Consider the following 15,898-nt stretch of genomic DNA (forward strand, 5'->3'; position numbering starts at 1 on the left):
GGCGGGACCCGCGGCGGCCGCATCCACGGGCGGCACCGGGCCGGGAGACCCCGGCCCGGTGCCGCCCCGGTTGCCGTTCCGCGACGGGGGCGCCCGGCAGCGGCCGCAATCCGGCCCCTCCCGGCCCGCACCACGCCGCAAGTTCACGAGGAGACAGATGAGCAGCACGCCATCGGGCGACGGGGCCCTGGCGCCCCCCGCCGTTGAGCTGCGCGGGATCACCAAGCGTTTTCCCGGGGTCGTGGCCAACCACGACATCGACATCACCGTGGCTCCCGGTACCGTGCACGCCATCGTCGGCGAGAACGGTGCGGGCAAGTCCACGCTGATGAAGACCCTGTACGGCATGCACCGGCCGGACGAGGGCCACATCCACGTCAACGGCCGGGAGGTGCGCTTCCACTCGCCCTCCGACGCCATCCGCAACGGCATCGGCATGGTGCACCAGCACTTCATGCTCGCCGACAACCTGACCGTGCTGGAGAACGTGGTCCTGGGAGCGGAGCGCCGCTTCGGCATCGGCAACCGAGCCCGCACACGGATCCGGACGCTGTCCGAGCAGTACGGGCTCGGGGTCGACCCCGACCGCCTGATGGCCGACCTGGGCGTCGGCGAGCGCCAGCGCGTGGAGATCCTCAAGGTCCTCTACCGCGGCGCGCAGACCATCATCCTCGACGAGCCCACCGCCGTCCTGGTCCCGCAGGAGGTCGACGAGCTGTTCGACAACCTGCGCGAGCTCAAGCGCGAGGGCCTGACCGTCATCTTCATCTCCCACAAGCTGGACGAGGTGCTCTCGGTCGCCGACGAGATCACCGTGATCCGCCGCGGCACCACCGTGGCCACCGCGGACCCGGACACCACCACCGCCCAGGAACTGGCCACGCTGATGGTCGGCGGCGAACTGCCCGTGCCCGAGCTGCGCGAGTCCACCGTCACCGACCACGTCGTGCTGTCCCTGGACGGGGTCACCGTCCACTCCGCCGAGGGCCGGGCCGTCGTCGACGGGGTCGGCGTGGACATCCACCGGGGCGAGATCGTCGGCATCGCCGGCGTGGAGGGCAACGGCCAGTCCGAGCTGATCGAGGCCATCATGGGCATGCGCCCGCTGGCCTCGGGACGCATCCTCCTGGAGGAGCACGACATCACCGGCTGGTCCACGCTGCGCATCCGCGAGGCGGGCGTGGGCTACATCCCCGAGGACCGCCACCGGCACGGCGTGCTGCTGGAGTCCCCGCTGTGGGAGAACCGCATCCTGGGCCACCAGACCAAGGCGCCCAGCGTGCGCGGCCCCTGGATCAACAAGGCCGGAGCGCGAGCCGACTCCGAGCGCATCGTCGCCGAGTACGACGTGCGCACCCCGGGCATCGACGTGATCGCCGACGCCCTGTCCGGCGGCAACCAGCAGAAGTTCATCATCGGCAGGGAGATGAGCGGCTCCCCGCGCTTCCTGGTCGCCGCGCACCCCACCCGCGGTGTGGACGTGGGGGCCCAGGCCGCCATCTGGGAGCAGTTGCGCGACGCCCGCGCCGCCGGCCTGGCGGTGCTGCTGGTCTCCGCGGACCTGGACGAGCTGATCGGCATGTCCGACACCCTGCACGTGATCCTGCGCGGCCGCCTGGTCGCCCAGGCCGACCCGGCCACCGTCACGCCCGAACAGCTGGGCTCGGCCATGACCGGCGCCGGACTGGGCGGGGCCCACGAGAGTACGGAAGGTGAGGGCGGCACGCATGACTAAGATCTCCCGTCCCGGCACGACCCTGCCCGCACCCGCGGGGCTGGGCGGCTCCCTGGTCGTGGGAACGCTGCTGACCGTCGCCCTGGACATGGTCCTCCTGTGGTGGGCGGCACTGGTCATCGGCGTCGTGGTGGTCTTCGCGGCCGTGGCCTGGACCGGCCGCCTGGTGTCCGGCGGACGCCGGGCCGGCACGGACGGGGCCCGCGAGGAGAACACGGTCCTGCACACCACCCTGGTCGTGCCGACCGCCCTGGTGCTGTCGGTGGCCTCGGGCCTGCTGACCGCCTGGTTCCTGGACCTGTCCCTGATCGAGCCGGTCGCCGCCGCCCTGGGCGCCCTGGTCGGCTCCGCCGCGGCGTTCCTGCTGTTCCACCGGCTGTCGACCATGCTGGCGCTGTCCTTCGCCGCGGTCCTGGCCGCCGGCGTCATCGCCGTCGCGGTCACCGCGGCCGTGCTGTACTTCAGCGGCATCCCGCCGCTGGCCACGTTCGACCGGATGATCGAGTACGGCACCAGGCCCGACAGCCTGGTGCGGATCGTCAACGACGGCACCACCTACTACCTGGCCGCCGTCGCCGTGGCGATCGGCTTCAAGATGAAGCTGTTCAACATCGGAGTGGACGGCCAGTATCGGCTCGCCGCGCTGCTGGCCGCCGCCGTGGGCGGCTACGTCATGCTGCCGCCCGTGCTCAGCCAGATCGTCATCGTCGTCACGGCCGTGGCCGTCGGCGGCGTGTGGGCCGGTATCGCCGGATACCTCAAGGTGACCCGGGGCGTGTCCGAGGTGATCTCCACGATCATGCTCAACGCGATCGCCACCGGCATCACCGCCTACCTGCTGAGCACCAACCGCCTCGCGGTGGAGATCAGCACCAACAACATCGGCACCCCGCCCATCCCGGAGTCCTCCTGGGTGCCGGGCGTTCCCGCCGGCTTCCTCGGCTCCGACGACGAGATCTTCGGCTTCGTGTTCCTGGCCGCCGCGGTCGGCGTCGGCTACTGGGTGATGCTCAACCGGACCCGCTTCGGTTTCGAACTGCGGGCCACCGGCGAGTCGCAGACGGCGGCCGAGGCCAGCGGTGTGAACGTCAAGAAGATGGTGTTCCTGTCCATGCTCTTCTCGGGCATGGTCGCCGGCCTGGTGGGCCTGCCCCAGCTGCTGGGCAGCTCCCACTACTACGCCCTGGACTTCCCGACCGGTATCGGCTTCATCGGTATCGCCATCGCCCTGCTGGGCCGCAACCACCCGGTGGGCATCGTCTTCGCCGCCCTGTTCTGGGCCTTCCTGAACCAGGCGGCGGGCATCCTGCCCTTCGACGGCATCCCGCAGGAGATCGCGGTCATCTCGCAGGCCACCATCGTGCTCACCGTCGTGGTGGTCTACGAGGTCGTGCACCGCTGGGGCCGCCGCTACCAGCAGCAGCAGATCGGCAAGCAGCTCGGCGCCACCGCCGGGCCGACCACACAGGAGACGGAGACCGCGCCCCCGCCACCCGGGGGCGGGAGCGCCGACGGTGAGGGCACCGTCCCCGGCTCCGACGGCAAGCGCGGCGGGGAGGCCCAGTGAGCCAGGAGATCAACGTGATGGAGCCGGTGGCCAAGGCCCCGCTCCGGCCCCGGGGCTGGGCGCGCTGGCGCTTCCTCACCCTGTTCGGCGCGGTGCTGGTGTCCCTGGCGGGGCTGCGTGTCATCACCGGCCACGACATGCTCACCGACGCGGGCACCATCAACACCACCATCACCTTCGCGGTGCCCATCGGACTGGCCGGCCTGGGCGGTCTGTGGTCCGAGCGGGCGGGCATCATCAACATCGGCCTGGAAGGCATGATGATCCTGGGCACCTGGTTCGGTGCCTACTTCGCCTGGTCCACGGACAACCCGTGGATCGGCCTGCTGGCGGGCGTGCTCGCCGGTATGGCGGGCGGGCTCCTGCACGCCGTGGCCACGGTGACCTTCGCGGTGGACCACATCGTCTCCGGCGTGGCGATCAACATCCTCATGCTCGGCGCCATGCGCTACCTGTCGATCCTGGTCTACTCCGACGTGCCCGGCGCGGGCGCGGCCCAGTCGCCGATGGCGCCGTCGTTCCCGGTGTGGAACCTGCCCCTCGTCAACGAGGTGCTCGGACCGGTCGCCGACAGCGGGGTCTTCCTGGTCGGCGACCTGGCCTCGCTGGTGATCGGCGCGACCACGCGCATGCCCGCGCTGACGGTCGTCGCGATCCTGATGGTCCCGCTGACCTACCTGGTGCTGTGGCGGACCACCTTCGGCCTGCGGCTGCGCTCGGTGGGTGAGAACCCCGACGCCGCCGAGTCCCTCGGTGTGCCGGTGTACAGCCTCAAGTACGTCGCGGTGGTCGTCTCCGGCGGCCTGGCCGGCATGGGCGGCGTGTTCCTGGCCATCGTCGCGTCGCAGATCTACCAGGAGGGGCAGACCGGCGGCCGCGGCTACATCGGTCTGGCCGCGATGATCTTCGGCAACTGGCGTCCGGGCGGCCTGGCCATGGGCGCGGGCCTGTTCGGCTACACCGACGCGCTCCAGGTGCGCGGCGGCGGCGCGGCGGTCCACGCCCTGCTGCTGCTCCTGGCGGTGGCCCTGCTGGCGGTGGCCCTGTGGCAGGTGCGCCAGGACCGCAAGGGACTGGCCGCCTTCGGCGCGCTCGTCTCGGTCCTGCTGCTCACCTGGTACTTCTCCACCGACTCGCTCCCGCGCGAGCTGGCCACCTACAGCCCGCACGTCGCCACCCTGCTGGTGCTCTCGCTGGCCTCCCAGCGGCTGCGCCCGCCGGCCGGCATCGGCAAGCAGTGGAGGGCGAGCCGGTCATGACGGACGGACCCCTGGACCCCGAGGCCGTGGACTGGCCGGCGCTGCGCGACGCGGCCCGCCAGGCCATGGCCCGGGCCTACGCGCCCTACTCGAACTACCCGGTGGGCGCGGCGGCGCTGGTCGACGACGGCCGGGTGGTCAGCGGCTGCAACGTGGAGAACGCCTCCTACGGTGTGGGCCTGTGCGCCGAGTGCGGCCTGGTCAGCGCCCTGCACGCCTCCGGCGGGGGACGCCTGAGGGCGTTCAGCTGCGTGGACGGCCGGGGCGAGGCCCTCATGCCGTGCGGGCGCTGTCGGCAGCTGTTGTTCGAACACGGCGGCCCGCACCTGCTGGTGGACACCCCCGAGGGGATCCGGACCATGGACCAGGTCCTGCCCCAGGCGTTCGGTCCGCACAACCTCGCGTAATCAGTAGCTGTCAGCGCCACGTCCTCCCGGCCGCCCCGCGGCGACCGGGAAGACGTGTTCTCCCGCCAGGAAGGACATGACATGGACGTCATCGAGGTCATCCGAGCCAAGCGCGACGGGGGAGAACTCACCCCGGCGCAGATCGACTGGGTGATCGACGCCTACACCCGGGGCGAGGTGGCCGAGGAGCAGATGTCGGCGCTGGCCATGGCGATCCTCCTGCGCGGGATGAACCGGGCCGAGGTCGGCCGCTGGACCGAGGCGATGCTGGCCTCCGGGGAGCGCCTGGACTTCTCCGACCTGGACCGGCCCACCACCGACAAGCACTCCACGGGCGGGGTGGGCGACAAGATCACCCTGCCGCTCACCCCGACCGTCGCGGCGTGCGGCGCGGCCGTGCCGCAGCTGTCCGGGCGGGGGCTGGGCCACACCGGCGGCACCCTGGACAAGCTGGAGTCCATCCCCGGCTGGCGGGCGTCGCTGTCCACCGGGGAGATGCGCCGGGTGCTGGACTCCACCGGCGGGGTGATCTGCGCGGCCGGGTCCGGGCTGGCCCCGGCCGACCGGAAACTGTACGCGCTGCGCGACGTGACCGGGACGGTGGAGTCCATCCCGCTGATCGCGGCCTCCATCATGAGCAAGAAGCTCGCCGAGGGCACCGGCTCGCTGGTGCTGGACGTCAAGGTGGGGTCGGGCGCGTTCATGAAGGACGCCGCCTCCGCCCGCGAGCTGGCCCGCACGATGGTCGGCATCGGCGTCGACCACGGGGTGCGCACGGTCGCCCTGCTCACCGACATGTCCACGCCGCTGGGCCGCCAGGTGGGCAACGCACTGGAGGTCGCCGAGTCGGTGGAGGTGCTCTCCGGCGGCGGGCCCGCGGACGTGGTGGAGCTGACCGTGGCGCTTGCCCGGGAGATGCTGGCCGCGGCCGGGCTGACCCCGGGGTCGAAGGGGGTCAAGGACCCCGCCGAGGCCCTGCGGGACGGTAGCGCCCTGGCCTCCTGGAAGCAGCTGGTCCGGGCCCAGGGCGGCGACCCGGAGGCGCCGCTGCCGGTGGCCGCCGAGCAGCGGGTGGTGCTCGCCCCGGCCTCGGGCACGGTCACCCGGCTGGACGCCTACCAGGTGGGGCTGGCCGCGTGGCGGCTGGGCGCGGGCCGGGCCCGCAAGGAGGACGCGGTGTCCTTCGGGGCCGGGGTGACCCTGCACGCCAAACCGGGTGAGGAGGTCGCGGCGGGAGATCCCCTGTTCACCCTGCACGCGGACGAGGAGGAGCGCTTCGAGCGCGCGGCCCAGGCGCTGGAGGGCGCCTTCGACATCGACCCGGAGGCCGGTTGCGAGGCCCGGCCGCTGGTGATCGACCGCGTCGCCTGACCCGCCCGGCGGCGGATCCGCCGCTCCCCGACCCCTCGTGGAACCGGGCCGGGTGACGGTGGAGGGCGGATCCGCCGCCCTCCACCGGAGGGTGTCAGTCGCTGGGGCCGAAGGAGCGGACCTCCACCTGGTCGTCCCCGCTCCCGCCGCCGTGGCGGACGACCTCCAGGTACTCGGTGGCGAGCATGCGGTCCCCGTCCCAGGAGGCGGGACCGCGCGGGCCGGTGTAGGCGACCTCCGTGCCCTCCCGGAGCAGCCGGACGCAGTCCGCGTAGCCGGCGCACGGTGTGCCCCCACTGGTGACGGCGGGCATGTGCGCGGCGATGCCGGCCGGTTCGACGCCGCCCGCGGCCTCCGCCGCCAGGGCGATGATCGTGACGCAGTCGAAGGCCGCCGCGGCGCCGCTGCCGGGGGTGGAGCCGAGGAAGTCGTGGAAGTCCCCGCTGCCGGTGTGGGGCCGGACCGTGGTCAGACCGGCCAGGTCCCGGCCGGAGGCCTGCTGGAAGTCGTCCGCCCGGCCGAGCGAGTACTGGTGGCCCGTGACGTAGAGCCGGTCCGCCGTCATGCCCTCCTCGACCAGGGAGGAGACCAGGTCCTCGTCCCACAGGGGGTTGCCCAGGACGACGGCGTCGACCTCCTGCTCCAGAAGGGCGCCCGCGGCCCCCGCCATGTCCGGAGTCAACAGGACGGGGTCCTCGAACTCCGTGGGATCCGTCCGGTCCTCCACGACGATCTCGACCCCGGTCCCCTCCAGCTCCTTCGCCAGGGCTCTGTGGACGAGCACGGAGTGCGGGTCCAGGCCCACGACCACCCCGACCGACCGGTGTCCGTCGTCGGCGACGGTCCGCGCCAGAGCCCGCGTCGTGCGCTCGAAGGAGGGGTTGGCGTTGAAGTACAGGCCGGTGGCGTCCTGGGAGGGGACGGAGAGGAGGTCCGAGGCGGAGCACTGCACCGCTCCCGCGCCCGTCACGACGGGGATGACGTCGCCGTTGCCGACGGGGTCTCCCGTGCCGATCACGGCGTGCACGTCCTCGGCGACGACCTCCGAGGCGACGTCCGCGGACTTCAGCGGGTCGGTCTCGACACCGGCGACGGGGTCGGGCAGCGGGTGTCCCAGGACTCCGCCGACCGCGTTGACCTCCTCGACCGCCAGTGCCACGGCCGCCGCCTGGCCGGTGGGGGACTCGGGCAGGACATGGCCCAGCCGGAGGGGTTCGGGGGAGGTGACGGCGGGTTCGCCGACGTCCGGCGGGGAGCCGCCGGCCGGGGCCCAGGCCACTGTGTCGCCGCCGTCACCGTTCGAGCCCGGCCAGTGGAGCACTCCGGCCACCACACCGATCAGCACGGTGGTGAGGGCGACGGCGCCGACGATGGGGGCGCCCCTCCTCCCGGAGGCGGGCGCGGTGGAAGACGGGGGTTCGGGGGATGTCACGGTTCTCCTCGTTCGGTGCGAAACCCCCCATTCTCCTCATGTGTATGTACTGATCTGATATCTAGCGGAGAACGGTATGAAGGCGCCTTTGCACCGTGCCGGGGGAACCCCGGGCCTCCCCGGAGGGGAGGCCTCGGCGGGCCGCCCTCAGAACGTGGGCTGCTGCATCTCCGTGCCGGCCGGCATCAGGATGTAGGTCACGACCGCCAGGAGCACCAGCAGCAGGCTCACGATCAGCGCGGTGGCGGCCGCCCACCGCGCCCAGGGGCGGGTCCCGGCGCCGGTCATGATGAGCGAGATCCCCGCCACCAGCGCCACGACGGCGGCCGATATGCCGCCGATGACCACCTGGGTGGAGAACTGCCTCACCTGGTCCACGGGAACCGGCTGGTCGCCGATGAGGACCATGGTGGTGAAGAGCTGGAGCAGCTGGCCCGAGAGCACGGTCACGGCGAGCAGGGCCAGCGCGGTCAGGGCGAAGGTCTCCGCGGAGAGGACGCCGCCCGGACCGGGCTCCGCGGGCGCCTCCCCCTCCTCCCACGGGGCGGCCGCCTCGGCCCCCGCGCCCTCCTGCGGCGCGAACGAGGGCTCGGTTCCGGCGCCCTCCTGCGGGGTGAACGAGGGTCCGGCCCCGGTGGCCGGTGCGTCGTCGGCGTCCCGGGAGCGGTCGGCGTCCCAGGCGCGGTCGTTCGGGTCGCGGTCTTCCGGTGATGTGCTCACATGGCCAACGTATCCGCGGAAGTACCAAGGAAGGTTCTGTGAAACGCCTGTTCAGGTATTCGGTGCGGCAATGGCGGACACGGGTCCCTCCGCCGGCCGGCGCCCGGCCTGGCGACCCGGGGCCGCCGGTGCGTCAGCGGGACCCGGGGAGCGGGGGAGGGCTCAGGGAACATGGGGCAGGCTCACGAAGACCAGGACCGAGGCCAGGAGCAGCAGGGCGCCCGTGACCACGGTCGCCGCGGCGGCCCAGCGGGCCCAGGCCCGGGTGGCGGCGCCGCCCCGGAACAGTGCCACGGCACCGGCGAGCACGACCAGGGCGCTCAGGCCGCCCGCCGCGGTCGCCTCGCCCGTGTACATGCTGATCTCCCTCTGGGTCTCCACCGTCGTGATCCCGCCCGCGAAGAACCAGCCGAAGAGCTGGAGGAGCCGGGTGTTGAAGGCGACCAGGGCGAACAGCATCAGTCCGACGACGCTGAAGGTCTCGGCGGAGAACAGCCCGCCCGCGGCGGGGGCGGCCGCCTCCATCGGTGTGCCCGAGAGGAAGGCGTCGCCGGCGTCGGTGTCCGTGGCGGAGGCCCCGGCCGATCCGTCCCCGTCCTCGGGGGAGGAGTGGTCGGCGGGGTTCTTGTCTTCTGGAGAGGTACTCACGGCGCCAAAATACCGCGCGCGTATCCCGGTTCGGAGGGGGATAACCCACGCTCCGTGGCCACTTTCGGCCATATCGTGATCAGTCGCCCGTTCCGCATAAAACAATCACACGTGCTTGTTTTCTCGTGTGGTCGGTGTCACTCTCGTCTCCATGACTGCGACACCGGTGCCCCCTTTGTTGGTCGGGAACGCCTCAGGCTTCTACGGAGACCGCTTCTCCGCCGTCCACGAGATGCTCACCGAAGGACCGCTGGACGTCCTCACCGGCGACTACCTGGCCGAGCTCACCATGGCCATCCTCGGCCGCGACCAGCTCGGCGACCCCGGCCGCGGCTACGCCCGCACCTTCCTGCGGCAGATGCGCGACAGCCTGGAGCTGGTCATGGACCGCCGGATCCGGGTGGTCACCAACGCGGGCGGCCTCAACCCGCGCGGACTCGCCGACAGGCTCACCGAGCTCGCCGACGGACTCGGCCTCGAACCCCGCATCGCCTGCGTGACCGGTGACGACCTCATCGACCGGGCCGAGGAGCTCGACCTCGGCTCCCCCCTGACCGCCAACGCCTACCTGGGCGCCTTCGGTATCGCCGCGTGCCTGGACGCGGGCGCCGACATCGTCGTCACCGGCCGCGTCACCGACGCCTCCCTGGCCGTGGGCCCCGCCGTCTCCCACTTCGGCTGGACCCCCGAAGACCTGGACGCCCTCGCGGGGGCCACCGTCGCCGGGCACGTCATCGAGTGCGGCACCCAGGCCACCGGCGGCAACTACGCCCCGGCCGCCGGGGACCGGGACGAGGCCGGCGGCCCGGACCGCCCCGGCTTCCCCGTCGCGCGGATCCACGCGGACGGCAGCGCGGTCATCACCAAGCACGCCGGCGGCGGCGCCGTCACCACGGGGACCGTCACCGCCCAGCTCGTCTACGAGGTCTCCGGGCCCCGCTACCCCGGCCCCGACGTCACCGCGCGCCTGGACACCGTCCGCCTCACGCGGCAGGGCCCCGACCGCGTCCTGGTCAGCGGGACGCGCGGAGAGGAGCCGCCCGCCGACCTCAAGGTGGGCCTGACCAACATCACCGGATTCCGCAACGAGGTCGAGTTCCTCATCACCGGCCTGGACGCCGAGGCCAAGGCCGCCCTGGCCGAGCGCCAGCTGCGCGCCGCCCTGGCCACACGCGAACCGCAGGACCTGCGCTTCACGTTCGTACCCGCCGAGGACCCCCACGGCCCCACCCAGGACGCCGCCACCGCCCGGCTGCGCGTGGTCGCCCGCGACCACGACCCCGCCGCCGTCGGACGCTCCTTCGGCGCGGCCGCCGTGGAACTGGCCCTGGGCAGCTACGCCGGGTTCCACCTCACCTCGCCGCCGCGCGAGGCCCGGCCCGACGGGGTCGCCGCCACCCACGCCCTCGTGCCCGCCACCGAGGTGGAGCACACCGCGATCCTCCCCGACGGCCGACGGGTGGCCGTCGCCCCCGCGCCCCGCACCCGCGACCTGGCCGAGCTCCCCGAGCCCCCGCTGCCCGAACCCCTGCCGGAGGGCCCCGCCCGGACGGCGCCCCTCGGCCTGGTCCTGGGCGCGCGCAGCGGCGACAAGGGCGCCGACGCCAACCTGGGCGTGTGGGCGGGCAGCGATCCGGCCTGGCGGTGGCTGGCCACCACCCTCACCGTCGACCTGCTGCGCGAACTGCTCCCCGAGACCGCCGGCCTGAGGGTCACCCGGTACCTGCTGCCCAACCTGCGCGCCGCCAACTTCTGGATCGAGGGCATGCTCGCCCCCGGCACCGCCCGGCGCGAGGGGACCGACCCGCAGGCCAAGGGGCTGGGGGAGTGGCTGCGTGCACGGAGGATGCCGATCCCCGAGGCGCTGCTGCCGGAGGTGGAGCGTCCGTGAGCGTTCTGAGAACCCGGCTCGACACCTCCTCGCCCGACTTCGCCCGGTCCCGCGAGGCCATGCTCGACAGGCTCACCGAGATCGACGCCGAACACGCCAAGGCCCTGGCCGGAGGCGGGCAGCGCTACGTGGAGCGCCACCGCGCCCGGGGAGGGCTGCCGGCCCGTGAGCGGATCGAACTCCTCCTGGACGAGGCAAGCCCCTTCCTGGAACTGTCGCCGCTCGCCGCGTGGGGCAGCGACTTCCACGTCGGCGCCAGCGTCGTCACCGGTGTGGGCACCGTCTCCGGGGTGGAGTGCGTGCTGGTGGCCAACGACCCCACGGTGCGCGGCGGATCCAGCAACCCGTGGACCCTGAGGAAGTCCGCGCGGGCCGCCGAGATCGCCGAGCACAACCGGATGCCGCTGATCAGCCTGGTGGAGTCCGGCGGCGCCGACCTGCCCACCCAGAAGGAGATCTTCGTCCCGGGCGGGCGCACCTTCCGCGACCTGACCCGCCTGTCCGCCGCCGGGGTCCCCACCATCGCGCTGGTCTTCGGCAACTCCACCGCCGGAGGCGCCTACGTCCCCGGCATGAGCGACCACGTGGTCATGGTGCGCGAGCGCTCCAAGGTGTTCCTGGGCGGTCCGCCGCTGGTCAGGGCGGCCACGGGGGAGGAGAGCGACGACGAGTCGCTGGGCGGCGCCCGTATGCACGCGGAGGTCTCCGGACTGGCCGACCACCTGGCCGAGGACGAGCACGACGCCCTGCGCCTCGGCAGGCGGATCGTGGCCCGCCTCAACCACCGCAAGGAGGGGCCCGGGCCCCGGGGAGCCGCACCCGAGCCCCTGTACCCGGCCGAGGACCTGCTCGGCGTCATGCCGCCCGACCTCAGGGTGCCCGTGGACCCGCGCGAGATCATCGCCCGCGTCGTGGACGGCTCGGAGTTCGACGAGTTCAAGCCCTCCTACGGCAGCGGCCTGGTCACCGGCTGGGCGGACCTGCACGGCTACCCCGTCGGGGTCCTCGCCAACGACAACGGCGTGCTGTTCAGCGCCGAGGCCCAGAAGGCCGCCCAGTTCATCCAGCTCGCCAACCGCGCCGACACCCCGCTGGTGTTCCTGCACAACACCACCGGCTACATGGTCGGCCGCGAGTACGAGCAGGGCGGCATCATCAAGCACGGCTCGATGATGATCAACGCCGTCTCCAACAGCACCGTCCCGCACTTCTCGGTGCTCGTGGGCGCCTCCTACGGCGCCGGCCACTACGGGATGTGCGGGCGGGCCTACGACCCCCGCTTCCTGTTCGCCTGGCCCAGCGCACGCTCCGCCGTCATGGGACCGAGGCAGCTCGCCGAGGTCCTGTCCATCGTCGCCCGCCAGTCCGCGGCGAAGAAGGGACAGCCCTACGACGAGGAACAGGACGCCGCGGTCCGGGAGATGGTCGAGAACCAGATCGAGGCCGAGTCGCTGCCGCTGTTCCTGTCCGGGCGGGTCTACGACGACGGCGTCATCGACCCCCGCGACACCCGTACCGTCCTGGGCCTGTGCCTGTCCTACGCCCACAACGCGCCCGTCCGGGGCACCGACCGCTTCGGCGTCTTCCGGATGTGAGGGAGGGGAAACCTTGAACGACGCGCCCTTCGCCGCGGGCCGGGGAGAGGAGCGGCCCGCCACCCGACGGCCCCTCACCTCCCTCCTGGTCGCCAACCGGGGGGAGATCGCCCGCCGGATCCTGCGCACCTGCCGCCGCCTCGGCGTCGCCACCGTCGCGATCCACGCCCCCGGCGAGGAGACCGCGGCGCACGTGGCCGAGGCCGACACCGCCGTGCGCCTGCCCGTCCCCGGAGGAGGCGGGCCCGTGGACGCCTACCTCGACCCCCGCGCCGTGGTCGCGGCAGCCCGGGCCGCCGGTGCCGACGCCGTCCACCCCGGCTACGGGTTCCTGTCCGAGAACCCCGGACTGGCCCGCGCCGTCACGGCCGCCGGACTCACCTGGGTCGGCCCCTCCGCCGAGGCCGTCGAGCACATGGGGGCCAAGACCCGCGCCAAGCGGATCGCCCGCGAGGCCGGAGTGCCCGTCGCCGACGCCCTCGCCCCCGAGGACGTGCGCGCGGAACACCTGCCCGTGCTGGTCAAGGCCGTCTCCGGCGGCGGCGGGCGCGGCATGCGCGTGGTCCGCGACCTCGCCGACCTGCCCGCCGAGACGGAGGCCGCCCGTGCCGAGGCGGCCTCCGCCTTCGGCGACCCGGCCGTGTTCTGCGAGCCCTACGTCCCGCGGGGCCGCCACATCGAGGTGCAGGTCCTGGCCGACGCCCACGGCACGGTCTGGACACTGGGCGAGCGCGACTGCTCCGTCCAGCGCCGCCACCAGAAGGTCATCGAGGAGACCCCCGCCCCCGGCCTGCCCGACCCCCTGCGCGGGCACCTGTACGAGGCCGCCCGCCGCATGGCCCGCGCCATCGACTACACCGGCGCCGGAACCGTCGAGTTCCTCGTGCCCGTCTCCGGGGAGGGCTTCGGCGACCCCGTCTTCCTGGAGATGAACACCCGACTGCAGGTCGAGCACCCCGTCACCGAGTGCGTCACCGGACTGGACCTGGTCGAGTGGCAGATCAGGATCGCCGAGGGCGACCCCCTGCCCGGGGGCGGCCCGCCCGCGCCGCGCGGCCACGCCGTCGAGGCCCGCCTGTATGCCGAGGACCCCCGCGAGGACTGGCGTCCCCGCACCGGGACCCTGCACGGCTTCGACGTCCCCGACGCCACCGTCCGGTTCGCCCCCCTCACCGCCCCCGGGGTGCGCCTGGACAGTGGCGTCGAACCCGGGGACACCGTCGGCACCGACTTCGACCCCCTGCTCGCCAAGGTCGTCGCCCACGGGCACGACCGCCGCGACGCGGTCCGCCGTCTGGCCCTCGCCCTGGCCACCGCGCGCCTCCACGGGGTGGGCACCAACCGGGACCTGCTCGTGCGGACGCTGCGCGACCCCGCGTTCGGGGCGGCGGGGGAGCACCCCGAGCAGCTGCACACCGGCTACCTGGACGCCGAGCGGCTCACCGGCCTCGCCCGGCCCCTGGCCGACCCCGCCGCCGAGCGCCTCGCCGCGCTGGCCGCGTCCCTGGCCGCCGCCGAGGGCGCGCGCACCGGCGCCACCGTCCCCGCCGGGATCCCCGCCAACTGGCGCAACCTGCCCTCCCAGCCGCACGTGCGCCGGCACGTCGTCGCGGGGGGAGGCGAGATCACCACCGCCTACCGCACCCTGCACGGCGCCTACCTGCCGGAACAGCCCGGGGTCCGCGTGCTCTCGGCCTCGCCCGGGCTGGTGGTCCTGGAGGAGCACGGCCTGCGCCGCGCCTTCCGCGTCCACCGCGGCGGCGGCGACGTCCACGTCGACTCGCCCCTGGGCCCGGTCACCCTCACCCCCGTCGACCCCCTCCCCGAACCCGAGGCCGCGGTCGACCCCGGCGCCCTGCCCGCTCCCATGCCGGGCACCGTCACCGCCGTGGACGCCGCCGTGGGGGACCGGGTCGCCGAGGGCCAGACCCTGCTGCGCATGGAGGCCATGAAGATGGAGCACCGCGTCACCGCCCCCGCCGCCGGTGCCGTCCGGGAGATCCCGGTCGCGGCGGGGCAGAGGGTGCCCGCCGGGGCAATCCTCGCCGTACTCGACTACGAAGGGGCCGAGCAGTGACCGGTGCCATGACCTTCAACGAACCCGCCGAGCGCGTCGAACTGCGCGCCGCCGTGTCCGCGTTCGCCGCCGGGTACGGGCCCGGCTACTACCGGGCCAGGGCCCGGGAGGGCACCTACCTCACCGACCTGTGGCGCGAGGCGGGCGCACTCGGCTACCTGGGCGTCAACATCCCCGAGGAGCACGGCGGCGGGGGCGGCGGCATCGGCGACCTGGCCGCCGTCCTGGAGGAGCTCGGCGCCGCCGGGTGCCCCACCCTGATGATGGTGGTCTCCCCGGCCATCTGCGGCACCGTCCTGTCCCGCTTCGGCACCCCCGGCCAGCAGCGGCGCTGGCTGCCCGGGCTGGCCACGGGCGAGGCGATCATGGCCTTCGCCATCACCGAGCCCGACGCCGGGTCCAACGCCCACCGCATCACCACCACCGCGCGCCGCGACGGCGGCGGCTGGGTCCTCGACGGCCGCAAGACCTTCATCTCCGGCGTGGACGTCGCCGACGCCGTCCTCGTCGTCGGCCGCGTCCAGGACGAGGACACCGGGCGCCTGTCCGCCGCGCTGTTCGTGGTGCCCACCGACACCCCCGGCTTCGAGGCCCGCCGGATCGAGATGGACCTGGTCAGCCCCGACCACCAGTTCCAGCTGTTCATGGACGACGTGCGCCTGCCCGCCGACGCCCTGGTCGGTGACCCCGGGGCCGGGCTCCTCCAGCTCTTCGCGGGGCTCAACCCCGAGCGCATCATGGCCGCGTCCCTGGCCACGGGCAGCGCACGCCACGCCCTGGACAAGGCCGTCGCCTACGCCAAGGAGCGGAAGGTGTGGCGCGACACCCCCATCGGCGCCCACCAGGGCCTGGCCCACCCCCTGGCACAGGTCAAGATCGAGCTGGAGCAGGCACGCCTGATGACCCAGCACGCGGCGCTCCGCTACGATTCCGGCGACGACGCGGGAGCCGGGGAGGCGGCCAACATGGCCAAGTACGCCGCCGCCGAGGCGTGCGTGCGCGCGGTCGACCAGGCCGTGCAGACCCTCGGTGGCAACGGCCTGGCCGGCGAGTACGGCCTGGGTCCGGCGATCGCCGCCGCCCGCCTGGCGCGCATCGCGCCGGTGAGCCGGGAGATGGTGCTCAACTACGTGGCACAGCAGTCCCTCGGCCTGCCCAAGTCGTACTGACCGAAAGGAGCTCCGCCGCGGGTGCCC

12 protein-coding genes are annotated in these 15,898 nt (G+C 73.5%); 9 read left to right on the plus strand and 3 right to left on the minus strand.

Translation table 11 applies throughout. The features are described from left to right. Positions 1 to 157 precede the first annotated feature (157 nt). The 5 genes from A6A08_RS18410 to A6A08_RS18430 all read left to right on the plus strand — a co-directional run bounded on the left by A6A08_RS18410 (position 158) and on the right by A6A08_RS18430 (position 6,339). The gene (locus A6A08_RS18410) at positions 158 to 1,735 is read left to right on the plus strand and encodes an ABC transporter ATP-binding protein (RefSeq protein ID WP_073703845.1); all 1,578 of its coding nucleotides are present in this window, start codon (positions 158 to 160) and stop codon (positions 1,733 to 1,735) included. Further along, complete coding sequence (locus A6A08_RS18415; protein WP_073703846.1) at positions 1,728 to 3,302, plus strand: ABC transporter permease; 1,575 nt, start codon at positions 1,728 to 1,730, stop codon at positions 3,300 to 3,302. Before A6A08_RS18410 ends, A6A08_RS18415 begins: the two co-directional genes overlap by 8 nt. After that, positions 3,299 to 4,561, plus strand: coding sequence for an ABC transporter permease (locus A6A08_RS18420; RefSeq protein ID WP_073703847.1), 1,263 nt, complete (start codon positions 3,299 to 3,301; stop codon positions 4,559 to 4,561). Before A6A08_RS18415 ends, A6A08_RS18420 begins: the two co-directional genes overlap by 4 nt. Further along, the gene (locus A6A08_RS18425; RefSeq protein ID WP_073703848.1) at positions 4,540 to 4,968 is read left to right on the plus strand and encodes a cytidine deaminase; all 429 of its coding nucleotides are present in this window, start codon (positions 4,540 to 4,542) and stop codon (positions 4,966 to 4,968) included. Before A6A08_RS18420 ends, A6A08_RS18425 begins: the two co-directional genes overlap by 22 nt. Before the next feature lie 81 nt (positions 4,969 to 5,049). Continuing rightward, a complete protein-coding gene (locus A6A08_RS18430) occupies positions 5,050 to 6,339 on the plus strand; it encodes a thymidine phosphorylase (RefSeq protein ID WP_073703849.1) in 1,290 nt (429 codons plus the stop codon). Positions 6,340 to 6,433: 94 nt separating this feature from the next. Here A6A08_RS18430 and A6A08_RS18435 read toward each other — a convergent pair whose 3' ends face one another. From A6A08_RS18435 to A6A08_RS18445, 3 genes are all read right to left on the minus strand, one after another. Next, positions 6,434 to 7,771: an ABC transporter substrate-binding protein gene (locus A6A08_RS18435; protein ID WP_073703850.1), complete on the minus strand. Its 1,338-nt coding sequence runs from the start codon at positions 7,769 to 7,771 to the stop codon at positions 6,434 to 6,436. 147 nt (positions 7,772 to 7,918) lie between these two features. Beyond that, positions 7,919 to 8,491: a hypothetical protein gene (locus tag A6A08_RS28905; RefSeq protein WP_073703851.1), complete on the minus strand. Its 573-nt coding sequence runs from the start codon at positions 8,489 to 8,491 to the stop codon at positions 7,919 to 7,921. Between the two features lie 162 nt (positions 8,492 to 8,653). Next, entirely contained in the window at positions 8,654 to 9,139 is a 486-nt protein-coding gene (locus A6A08_RS18445; RefSeq protein ID WP_073703852.1) for a hypothetical protein, read from the minus strand. A 151-nt stretch (positions 9,140 to 9,290) separates the two neighbouring features. On the opposite strand from A6A08_RS18445, the gene A6A08_RS18450 reads away from it, so the two are divergent. Genes A6A08_RS18450 through A6A08_RS18465 form a run of 4 tightly spaced genes read left to right on the plus strand, consistent with a single transcriptional unit; the run spans position 9,291 to position 15,871 of the window. After that, positions 9,291 to 11,030 (plus strand): acyclic terpene utilization AtuA family protein, encoded by a 1,740-nt coding sequence (locus A6A08_RS18450; protein WP_199866975.1) that lies wholly within the window; start codon positions 9,291 to 9,293, stop codon positions 11,028 to 11,030. Continuing rightward, the gene (locus A6A08_RS18455; protein ID WP_073703854.1) at positions 11,027 to 12,625 is read left to right on the plus strand and encodes an acyl-CoA carboxylase subunit beta; all 1,599 of its coding nucleotides are present in this window, start codon (positions 11,027 to 11,029) and stop codon (positions 12,623 to 12,625) included. Before A6A08_RS18450 ends, A6A08_RS18455 begins: the two co-directional genes overlap by 4 nt. Positions 12,626 to 12,638: 13 nt before the next feature. Next, complete coding sequence (locus A6A08_RS18460) at positions 12,639 to 14,702, plus strand: biotin carboxylase N-terminal domain-containing protein (RefSeq protein ID WP_073703855.1); 2,064 nt, start codon at positions 12,639 to 12,641, stop codon at positions 14,700 to 14,702. Further along, a complete protein-coding gene (locus tag A6A08_RS18465) occupies positions 14,699 to 15,871 on the plus strand; it encodes an acyl-CoA dehydrogenase family protein (protein ID WP_073703856.1) in 1,173 nt (390 codons plus the stop codon). The genes A6A08_RS18460 and A6A08_RS18465 overlap by 4 nt, the downstream gene beginning before the upstream one ends. Positions 15,872 to 15,898 lie beyond the last annotated feature (27 nt).

The sequence above is a fragment of the Nocardiopsis sp. TSRI0078 genome (genome assembly GCF_001905145.1).
In the GTDB taxonomy this organism is placed as follows: domain Bacteria; phylum Actinomycetota; class Actinomycetes; order Streptosporangiales; family Streptosporangiaceae; genus Nocardiopsis.

What these genes read in the sequence shown, in the direction of transcription:
- A6A08_RS18410 (WP_073703845.1), top strand. Translation starts at nt 158, where the DNA reads ATGAGCAGCACGCCATCGGGCGACGGGGCCCTGGCGCCCCCCGCCGTT.
- A6A08_RS18415 (WP_073703846.1), top strand. Translation starts at nt 1,728, where the DNA reads ATGACTAAGATCTCCCGTCCCGGCACGACCCTGCCCGCACCCGCGGGG.
- A6A08_RS18430 (WP_073703849.1), top strand. Translation starts at nt 5,050, where the DNA reads ATGGACGTCATCGAGGTCATCCGAGCCAAGCGCGACGGGGGAGAACTC.
- A6A08_RS18450 (WP_199866975.1), top strand. Translation starts at nt 9,291, where the DNA reads ATGACTGCGACACCGGTGCCCCCTTTGTTGGTCGGGAACGCCTCAGGC.